6 protein-coding genes and 1 other annotated feature are annotated in these 6236 nt (G+C 55.6%); of the genes, 5 read left to right on the top strand and 1 reads right to left on the bottom strand.

Annotated features, from left to right (window positions below; translation table 11 throughout):
* Positions 1-63: 63 nt before the first annotated feature.
* Positions 64-885, bottom strand: a complete 822-nt coding sequence (locus QZL67_RS00935) for a DUF368 domain-containing protein (RefSeq protein ID WP_292919608.1) — start codon at positions 883-885, stop codon at positions 64-66.
* A 267-nt stretch (positions 886-1152) separates the two neighbouring features.
* Positions 1153-1400: a binding site (T-box leader), on the top strand.
* Positions 1401-1466: 66 nt separating this feature from the next.
* On the opposite strand from QZL67_RS00935, the gene QZL67_RS00940 reads away from it, so the two are divergent.
* From QZL67_RS00940 to QZL67_RS00960, 5 genes are all read left to right on the top strand, one after another.
* On the top strand, positions 1467-2519 hold the full coding sequence (locus QZL67_RS00940) for a methionine ABC transporter ATP-binding protein (protein ID WP_292919609.1): 1053 nt from the start codon (positions 1467-1469) through the stop codon (positions 2517-2519).
* Positions 2512-3195 carry a methionine ABC transporter permease gene (locus QZL67_RS00945; RefSeq protein WP_022288915.1) on the top strand — a complete coding sequence of 228 codons (684 nt, stop codon included), beginning with the start codon at positions 2512-2514 and terminating at the stop codon, positions 3193-3195. The genes QZL67_RS00940 and QZL67_RS00945 overlap by 8 nt, the downstream gene beginning before the upstream one ends.
* A 35-nt stretch (positions 3196-3230) precedes the next feature.
* Positions 3231-4082 (top strand): MetQ/NlpA family ABC transporter substrate-binding protein, encoded by an 852-nt coding sequence (locus tag QZL67_RS00950; protein ID WP_022288916.1) that lies wholly within the window; start codon positions 3231-3233, stop codon positions 4080-4082.
* A gap of 390 nt (positions 4083-4472) precedes the next feature.
* Positions 4473-4763 (top strand): DUF6809 family protein, encoded by a 291-nt coding sequence (locus tag QZL67_RS00955; RefSeq protein ID WP_022288917.1) that lies wholly within the window; start codon positions 4473-4475, stop codon positions 4761-4763.
* A gap of 540 nt (positions 4764-5303) precedes the next feature.
* Positions 5304-6149: a tyrosine-type recombinase/integrase gene (locus QZL67_RS00960; protein WP_022288919.1), complete on the top strand. Its 846-nt coding sequence runs from the start codon at positions 5304-5306 to the stop codon at positions 6147-6149.
* Positions 6150-6236: the final 87 nt, after the last annotated feature.

Consider the following 6236-nt stretch of genomic DNA (forward strand, 5'->3'; position numbering starts at 1 on the left):
CCTGCGCCGTACGGCGCAGGGGCGTCTTCTAATACTACTAACACGTTTACTGCGTCAAGCGATTTACACCGTATCCTTTTGGATCTTCTGATCCAGCCGGGCCATGAAAAAGGCCAAGGCAAATCCGCCCAGGCAGCACACCGCCGACCACAAAATCTCGCCCGCCCCACTGTACGATGTGGGGATGATCACCAGGGTAGAGGCCAGCACGATGCCCAGAATCCCATGGAAGGCAATGGCATAATGCCGCCGGAAAAACCAGCTGACCAGCCGGGCCAGCAGCAAAATCGTCAGAATCATTCCGGGCAGACAGGCGGAGAGTACCAGCAGATCCAGTCGGGCCAGTCCCTCCAGCATGGGCTGGTACAGTCCCAGTGCCATCATCACGGAAGAGGATGTCATCCCGGGAATCACCACGCTCATGCCCCACAGTACACCGCAGAAATTATACCACCAGAAATTGGGCTCCACCGTCACACAGACGACCCGTCCCACATAGAATAGGCTGAAAAACACCGCCAGCGCACATACCGCCATGCTGACCCAGGAGCCGGCGGACCGTCCCTCCTTGCCTGCCTCCCGAAAGAGGGATGGCACCGTTCCCACAATCAGGCCGATAAAGAGCCAAGTGGTCACAGTGCTGGAAACGTGAATGGCCGCCGCGATTCCCTTGGCAAATCCCAAAAAGCCCAGGCACCAGCCAAGTCCCAGCGGAATAAACCATTTCCAGTATCGGGGAATGGCGGCCCGGGGATGGGTCAGCGTCTCCATCAGCGGCCGGTAAATGTCGAACACCACCGCCAGCACGCCGCCGGAGACCCCGGGCAAAATCGCCCCCGCTCCAATCAGCACACCGCACAGCAGATCCCGCAGCCAGCGTTCCACAAAGCTCTTATTCCGTTTCCGCCTCAACGCCGTTTCCCCCATCTTTTTACATATTGAACAGTATAATAGCAGTTTTGCCGCCCCGTTTCAATCCGATACCGGCGGCAGCACTGAAAAAATTGCCGGTTTTGTGTGTTGCTCCCTTGTTTTTATGCTATATGCATAATTAACTCCTAATATATTCAAATCTATATGTTCATTTTTCCTGTTGACAGTTTTCTTGTTATCATGTAAACTGTGCATCAGTTATTAAAAAAATCGATAATCGCAAAGACGATGAAGGGAAGAGTACGCAAGCAGGTACGTCAAAGAGAGCCCCGGTTGGTGAAAAGGGGTACGGAGGGGTTTGCCGAACATGGTCCCGGAGTTGCGTGGCCGACCGCAGATGCATAGGTCATGACGTGAGCGCACGTGACAGCGCAGGAGTGTGATGGCACTTCGAAAGGCCGGTTCCGCGAGGAGCCGTGCGAACCAAGGTGGTACCGCGACGTAAAGGTTTTACGTTCGCCCTTGATGCAGATCGCTGCACCAGGGGCTTTTTTTATTGCCCGCACGAAATTCATTCGTAAAGGAGCATCGCAATTGTGAGTGAATCCATCATTCAGATTCAGCATCTGAACAAGACCTTCGGCACCGGCGAAACCGCCGTCCACGCCCTGGAAGATATCAACCTGGACATCCGGCAGGGCGAGATCTTCGGCATCATCGGCCTCTCCGGCGCCGGAAAAAGCACCTTAGTCCGGTGCATGAACCTCCTGGAGCGCCCCACTTCCGGTTCCATCACCGTCAATGGTCAGCGTCTGGCCTGGATGGAGGGAGAGGGCGCCCGGGAAAAGTTGGTCACCATCAGCGAACGGGAGCTTCGGCTGGCCCGGCGAAATGTGACCATGATCTTCCAGAGCTTCAATCTGCTCATGCAGCGCACCTGCCTGCAAAATGTCTGCTTCCCCATGGAGCTCAGCGGCATGCCCCGGCAGCAGCAAAAAGCACGGGCCATGGAGCTTTTGGAGCTGGTAGGACTGCGGGACAAGGCCGGGGCCTATCCCGCCCAGCTCTCCGGCGGTCAAAAGCAGCGGGTGGCCATTGCCCGCTCTCTGGCAACAGATCCCAAGGTGTTGCTGTGCGACGAGGCCACCTCGGCACTGGACCCCACCACCACCGCCTCGATCCTGGCGCTTTTGCAGGATCTCAATCAAAAGCTGGGCGTCACCGTGGTGGTCATCACCCATCAGATGAGTGTGATCGAGGAAATCTGCTCCCGGGTAGCCATTCTGGACGGCGGCGTGATCGCCGAGCAGGGCCGGGTGGAAGACATTTTCTCCAACCCCAAAACGGAGATCGGCCGCCAGCTTGTGTACCCCGGCGGCGTCCGAATCGACCAGCTGCCCCCCTCCCGGGTCATCCGCATTGCCTTCAACGGCGGCTCCTCCTACGAGCCTCTCATTGCCTCCCTGGCAATCGACTGCGGCGTAAAGGTCAACATCCTGGGCGCCGATACCCGCAATATTGAGGGCAAGGCCTTCGGCACCATGCTGTTGGGCCTGCCGGAGGACTCCGGCGAGGCCTCCAAGGCTCTTCAGTACATTCGTTCGCAGCCCAACATCACCGTCGAGGAGGTGGAAAACCATGCTTGAGATCTTTACCGCTGCATTCTGGGAGAAATATGGAGCCCTGCTTCTGGACGGCACCATTGATACGCTGATCATGGTGGTCATCTCCACCATTTTCGCCTACCTCATCGGCCTGCCCCTGGGCGTTCTGCTGGTCCTCACCGGAGATCACGGCATCTGGCCCCACAAGAACCTCAACCGTATTCTTGCCTGGATCATCAACATCGGCCGGTCGCTGCCGTTCATCATTCTCATGATCGCTATCATGGATTTCACCAAGCTGCTGGTGGGCACCAAGATCGGTGTCCGGGGCGCCATCGTCCCGCTGGTGGTCTCTGCCGCCCCCTTCATCGCCCGCATGGTGGAAACCTCTCTGGCAGAAGTGGACGCCGGTGTGGTGGAAGCCGCCCAGTCCATGGGCGCATCCATTCCCCAGATCGTCTGGAAGGTCTATCTGCCGGAGGCAAAGCCCTCCCTGGTGCTGGGAGGAGCCATTTCTGTCATCACCATCCTGGCCTATACCGCCATCGCCGGTGCGGTGGGTGCCGGCGGTCTGGGTGACCTGGCCATCCGGTACGGCTATAACCGGAAGGTCCCGTCCATGATGCTCGTGACCGTCGTTTTCCTGATCGTCCTGGTCCAGATTATCCAATTCGTTTTCAGCCGGGTGTCGAACCGCATCGACAAACGCTTGAAATAAATCAAAATTCTATTATTTAAATGGAGGAAAAGAAGATGAATAAGAAGTTTTTGAGCCTGATTCTGGTCCTGGCCCTGTCCGCATCCCTGACCGCCTGCGGCAGCAGCGATACCACTGAGAAGACCGATGGCACAGACACCGGCGACACTGCTGAGACCGTCACTTTGAAGGTGGCCGCCTCCCCCACGCCCCACGCCGAGATCCTGGAGCAGGTCAAGCCCATTCTGGCCGAGCAGGGCATTGATCTGGTGATTACGGAGTACGGCGACTACGTCGTCCCCAACACCGCCGTGGACGAGGGCGATGAGGACGCCAACTACTTCCAGCACACCCCCTATCTGGAGCAGTTCAACGAGGAAAACGGCACGGATCTGGTAAGTGCCGGCAAGATCCACTATGAGCCCATGGGCGTCTATGCCGGTAAGACCACCTCTCTGGAGGATCTGCCCGACGGCGCCACCATCGCCGTTCCCAATGACGCCACCAACGAAGCCCGTGCCCTGCAGCTGCTGGCTGCCCAGGGTCTGATCGAAATCGATCCTGACGCCGGCCTCAACGCCACCCCCAATGACATCACCAGCAACCCCAAGAACCTGGAGTTCACCGAGCTGGATGCGTCTATGATCCCCAACACCATCGATGAATTCGACCTGAACGTCATCAACTCCAACTACGCTCTCCAGGCTGGCCTGAACCCCGCCGAGGATGCGCTGGCCTCTGAGGACGCCGACTCCGATGCCGCCCAGACCTATGCCAACATCATCGCCGTCAAGGCCGGTCATGAGAATGACCCCGCCATCGTGGCTCTGGTGGATGCCCTGCACTCCGATGAAATTCAGGAGTTCATCAACACCACCTATCAGGGCTCTGTGCTGCCCATCGACTGATCCGCACCTTGCAAAACCCAAACCACCCCGGCACAGCTGTGCCGGGGCGGTTTTTTTCCTGGGATTGCCCCTGCCGCACCGGCGCATCGTCTCCAGTCCTGTTGCCCGTTCCATCCTTCCGCAGGGAAATACTCTCCGGCACGGAGCTTTTTGTCCTAAAAAAAGAGAAGACGCCACGGGATAAGCCCCATAGGTACACAATGTGAACCTATGGGGCTTATCGCCGTGTATGGGAGAAATCAGGGCTTGTGGGGTACCACAGGCCCTGATTTTATATTCTGCGTTCCCTTTTTGAATGTCATCTTTTGCAGATTACAGAAATTCAAATATTTTAGTGGCTTTTTCAACTGATCTGTGGTATGGTGTCTTGCTACAAAGGAGGCAGGACATATGAACGACGCGCTGAAACAGCTCTACAACAGATTTTACACGCCACTTCCTATGACAGAGGCTGAGCAGGAAATTGATGATTGTCACAAGCAGCTCATCGAGCGATTGGAAAAGCCAGAGAGAAAACTGGTGCTGCGGATCATGGATAACCAGAGCCTGATTGCAGAAGGACGCTCCATGGACAGTTTCTACTGCGGGTTTAAATTGGCATGGGAACTGGCATACGAATTGAATCACTTTGAGACGGACAGGCATCCCTTTCCGACGGAAGAAGCGGAAAGAGATGCCTGATTTTTATGCAGTCAGGCGTACAATGCTTTTAGGCGTATTGCAATTTCATCTTCTCTGAACTTCTCCATTTTGAGAAGCAACATTCTCTGGACTTCTGAATCGTCTCTCGGTATTGTGTGTTTGCAGTCAACAACACAGAGAGGAGAAAAATACTATGCCACAAGTTCCTGTTACCAGATGCCAGTACTGCGGCTCACAAGACATCGGAGAAGGTTGGCAGCACGGAGAAGCCCTGGTCACTTTCAAGTATCACGGACTGCTGGGAAATCGGCTGAAGTACCTGATCTGCCGCCGCTGCGGAGCAGTGCTGTACCAGTGTGTGGCAGAACCTCACCGGTTCCCGCAGGCAAGAAGATAACCTTACAGCGCAGGAGGCTGGAATACTATGAGGAAAGAACCTGATAAGCGTATATCTTTCCCGTGCCAGTGGCAAATCTATCAATACGGCACGCAAAGCCCACAGCGGTATCTGCCGCCGTGGGCTTTGTTGTCTCCACACTTCCTGTACAATAGCAATATCATTCAAATGGGAGGGCCTCTATGAAGAACCGTCAATTGACACAACAACAAATCCGAGCATACGCCCATTATCTTCAGATGGAGGAAAAAAGCGGTGCAACCATGGAGAAATATCTGCGGGATATCCAGGCGTTTGCCTGCTGGCTTGATGGTCGTGACATCAGCAAGGAGTTGACCTCGGAATGGAAAGGTCACCTTATATCCCAGGACTACGCCCCGACCACCGTCAATGCCATGCTCTCTGCCCTGAACAGTCTGCTGGAGTTCCTTGACCTGCGGGAGTGCCGGGTGAAGTTTCTGAAAATCCAGCGCCGTCTGTTTCGGGATGCCGACCGTGAGCTGACGAAGGATGACTACCAGCGTCTTCTGAACACGGCCCACAAATTGGGAAAGGAACGGCTGGGACTTCTGGTGGAGACCATTGGAGCCACCGGCATCCGGGTCAGCGAAGTAGCGTATATCACCGTAGAAGCTGTCCAACAGGGCAAAGCAGAAATCGCTCTCAAAGGCAAGATCCGCACCATCCTGCTCCCCGGAAAACTCCGTCGCAAGCTGCTGAAGTATGTGAAAAAACAAAAAACCGCCTCCGGCGCGATCTTTCGCACCAAAAGCGGAAAGGAACTTGGCCGCCGACAGATCTGGGCGGAACTGAAAGGGCTGTGCAAGCACGCAGGCGTGGAGCCAGGGAAAGTGTTTCCTCACAATTTGCGGCACCTGTTTGCCACTGTCTTCTACCGAACCTGCCGGGACATTGCCAAACTGGCTGACCTGTTGGGCCACAGCAGCATCGAAACCACACGCATCTACCTGGTTACCTCCGGCACAGAGCACCAGAGGGAGATTGATCGGCTGGGGCTTGTGTCGTAGTCACAGAATCGACATTCCGTCCCAACATCGACTACATAATGGAATAATACATCGTTATTATATCAGGCGTGGACACGAAAGACAAGG

The organism is Oscillibacter sp. CAG:155 (assembly GCA_000436875.1).
Lineage (GTDB): Bacteria > Bacillota > Clostridia > Oscillospirales > Oscillospiraceae > Oscillibacter.